The 2,970-nt window shown below is 74.8% G+C and carries 5 protein-coding genes; 2 read left to right on the top strand and 3 right to left on the bottom strand.

The window, feature by feature from the left end; genetic code table 11:
• Positions 1 to 295 (bottom strand): pyridoxamine 5'-phosphate oxidase family protein (locus EAO70_RS40555; RefSeq protein ID WP_410091598.1); only part of this gene is annotated, 295 nt, incomplete at its 3' end.
• Between EAO70_RS40555 and EAO70_RS36075 the strand changes: the two genes are divergently transcribed.
• A complete protein-coding gene (locus EAO70_RS36075; RefSeq protein ID WP_148007010.1) occupies positions 194 to 898 on the top strand; it encodes a pyridoxamine 5'-phosphate oxidase family protein in 705 nt (234 codons plus the stop codon). The genes EAO70_RS40555 and EAO70_RS36075 overlap by 102 nt on opposite strands.
• Before the next feature lie 41 nt (positions 899 to 939).
• Here the strand turns inward: EAO70_RS36075 and EAO70_RS36080 are convergent, their stop codons facing one another.
• A complete protein-coding gene (locus EAO70_RS36080; protein ID WP_148007011.1) occupies positions 940 to 1,806 on the bottom strand; it encodes an RNA polymerase subunit sigma-70 in 867 nt (288 codons plus the stop codon).
• Positions 1,807 to 1,876: 70 nt separating this feature from the next.
• Positions 1,877 to 2,257 (bottom strand): DUF6479 family protein, encoded by a 381-nt coding sequence (locus EAO70_RS36085; RefSeq protein WP_148007012.1) that lies wholly within the window; start codon positions 2,255 to 2,257, stop codon positions 1,877 to 1,879.
• Positions 2,258 to 2,421: 164 nt separating this feature from the next.
• Between EAO70_RS36085 and EAO70_RS36090 the strand changes: the two genes are divergently transcribed.
• A complete protein-coding gene (locus EAO70_RS36090) occupies positions 2,422 to 2,931 on the top strand; it encodes a SigE family RNA polymerase sigma factor (protein ID WP_148007013.1) in 510 nt (169 codons plus the stop codon).
• Positions 2,932 to 2,970: the final 39 nt, after the last annotated feature.

Raw genomic sequence — 2,970 nt, forward strand, 5'->3', positions numbered from 1 at the left:
AACGGGCCAGGACCAGCCCGTCGACGTGGGTGACGGTGACGCAGACGGTGGTGTCGGGGGCCTGGACGAGACTGCGGCTCGCGACGGACCCGTGCAGGTACAGCAGGTCGCCGTCGACGCCGTACGCGGTGGGCACCACCATCGTCGTCCCGTCCACCGGCACCCCGATATGGCAGAGGAACCTGGGGGAAGCATGGGCAGCGGTACGGACAGCGGCGAGGACGGCGGCAGGGACGGGGTGCTCCCCGTCACCGAGCGGACCCGGTTGCGGCGGCTGCGGGAGAAGGGCAGCCATCGGCGGGCCGATCTGGACGCGGTGCTCGCGGCCGGGTTCCTCTGCCATATCGGGGTGCCGGTGGACGGGACGACGATGGTGGTGCCCACCGCGTACGGCGTCGACGGCGACCTGCTGTACCTGCACGGGTCCGTCGCGAGCCGCAGTCTCGTCCAGGCCCCCGACACCACCGTCTGCGTCACCGTCACCCACGTCGACGGGCTGGTCCTGGCCCGTTCCGTCTTCGAGCACGGGGTCAACTACCGCTGCGCGATGATCTACGGCGTTCCCCGTCGCGTGACGGACCCGGACGAGAAGCTGCGCGGCCTGCGGGCGCTCACCGAGCAGAGCTCCCCCGGGCAGTGGGAGTACGCGCGACAGCCCAGCCGCAAGGAGCTGGCCGCGACGTCCGTGCTCGCGCTCGACCTGACCGAGGCCTCCGTGAAGACCCGCGGCGGGCCGCCGGACGACGGCGACTCCGAGGACGCGGCGCTCGGCCTGTGGGCCGGGGTGCTGCCCGTGGTGACCACCTTCGGCGAGCCGGTCACCGATCCCGTACTGCCCGCCGACGTCCTCCCGCCCCCGCATGTGGCGTCCCGGGCGGGGCGCGTTCTCGGGGAGTGAGCGCGGGGGCGCAAGGTGGCGGTGCGGAGGGTGCGGGGCGTTCAGACGTGGAGGTCCAGGCGGGCCAGGTGGTCCTCGTCCGCCAGGGCGTCGATCGCCGTGATCCGGTCCTCCAGGACGGTGAAGACGAGTACGAGCCGCGGTGCGCCCTCCGCCGGCCACGCCAGCCCCGCCGCCCCGTCCACCAGCGCCTTCCGCGCCGCGCCCGCCCGGGGGCCGACCGCCTCGGCGACCGCCGCGGCGCCGTGCGCGGCCGCCGTGCCGGTCCGCTCGGCCGTGGCGTCGGCCCGCAGGGCAGCGTCGGGGTCGAGGAGCGCGCGCAGGGCGGCGGTGTCCCCGCTCCGGGCGGCCGTCAGGAAGGCCGCGACGGCGGTCCGCTGCCGCGGCGGGTCCCACTCCGGCATCTCCTCGGCCTCCCGCAGCCGGTAGCGGGCCCGGCCCGCGAGCCGGCGGGCGGCGGCCGGGGTGCGGTCCAGGAGCGGGCCGATCCGCTCGTACGGCACGGAGAACTCGTCGTGCAGGACGAACGCGAGCCGCTCCGGCGGTGTCAGTCCGTCGAGCGCCGCCGGTGGCGGTTCGCCCGGGGCGCGGGGGTCGCGCGGTACGCCCGAGGCCCAGGGGTCCCACGGGTCCCAGGGCCGCTCCCGGTGGGACTCACGGGACCGGAGCCGGTCCAGGCAGGCGCGGGTGAGCGCCTCGACGGGGTCGTAGGGGGTCGGCACCGGGCCCGGGGCGACCGGGGTGTCCCGGTCGGGCCAGGTCCTCCGGACGTCCTCCACCGCCGCGTCCGCCTCCTCGGAGGTGCCGAGGAGGCGGTACGCGACGGCCCGCAGACGAGCCCGGTGCTCCTCGAAGGGAGCTGCGGCGAAGACGTCCCGGGGTGGTGCCGGGGCGGCGCTCTCGTTCACGTTCTCCTCCACGTGCGCGGCCGCGGACGGGCGAGAGGGGCCGGAAGGGGTCAGACGGGAAGGTGGGGGCTCAGTCGCCGTGGCCGGTGCCCCCACTGCCGAAGCCTCCGCTGGAGATCCCGCCCCACTTGCGCTTCTCCTCGCTCGGCGGGTCGGGCGACGCCTCCGAGCCGTCCTTGAGCTGATACGGCATGAGCCGGTGCTCGCCGTCGGTCACGGGCATCTCGGTGGGCCTGCGGTACCCGGAGGCCTCGCCCGGCAGGCTGCCGTCCTCCGGCCGGTGGGGCTGGTCCTCCGGCTTGGGCGGGTTGGACTCGCGGTTGCGGACCCGGGTTCCCAGCCAGAACGCCGCGATCAGTACGGCCACGAGGACCAGGCCGCCGATGACCTGGCCGAGTCCCGACTGCCAGACTCCCGCGGCCAGGGTCTGGGCTGCGCTGAGAGTGTTCATACTCCAGCATTACCCCTTTTCTGCCGGTTTGGACGTCCAGGGTGAAGGTCCCCGGGGATCCCCCGGGGAATCCCGGGGGATCCGCTGAAACATTTCCTCCGCCCCGTCGCGTCAATGAGGTGTACGGCGGTCGCACCCCGCGGCCGCGAGGGGGAGGGAGGGGCATGAGAAAGTCCCGCGCGGACGGGTTCCTGGAGTTCGCCGCCGCACGCACGGGCCCGCTGTACCGCTCGGCATGCCTGCTGACCAGCGGAGACACCCATCTCGCCGAGGACCTCACCCAGGAGACCCTCGGCAGGATGTACGCCCTGTGGGGCCGTATGAACCGGATCGGCAACCCGGCCGCGTACGCCCAGACCGTGCTCGTCCGGACGTTCCTCAGCCACCAGAGGCGCCGCTCGGCCACCGAGCGTCCTCTCGGCGAGCTGCCCGACCGTGCCCCCGACAACGGCGAGGACCCGGCACTCCGGATCGCCCTGCTCGACGCGCTGGCCGGACTCGCCCCCAAGGACCGGGCGGTCGTGGTGCTGCGGTACTGGGAGGACCGGAGCATCGAGGAGACCGCCGACGCCCTGCACGTCAGCTCCGCCGCGGTGCGCACCCGCTCCGTCCGCGCCCTCACCAAGCTGCGGGAACGCCTCGGCGGCAGCATCACCGAGTTCGCCACCCGCTGAGGCGCGAGCGCCGGCCGGCGACCGCCGACCGCCCCCCGC

The sequence above is a fragment of the Streptomyces sp. adm13(2018) genome (genome assembly GCF_008042145.1).
In the GTDB taxonomy this organism is placed as follows: domain Bacteria; phylum Actinomycetota; class Actinomycetes; order Streptomycetales; family Streptomycetaceae; genus Streptomyces.

Bases quoted from the DNA above. Each gene is read 5' to 3' on its own strand.
- EAO70_RS36075 (WP_148007010.1), top strand. From the start codon at position 194: ATGGGCAGCGGTACGGACAGCGGCGAGGACGGCGGCAGGGACGGGGTG.
- EAO70_RS36085 (WP_148007012.1), bottom strand. From the start codon at position 2,257: ATGAACACTCTCAGCGCAGCCCAGACCCTGGCCGCGGGAGTCTGGCAG.
- EAO70_RS36090 (WP_148007013.1), top strand. From the start codon at position 2,422: ATGAGAAAGTCCCGCGCGGACGGGTTCCTGGAGTTCGCCGCCGCACGC.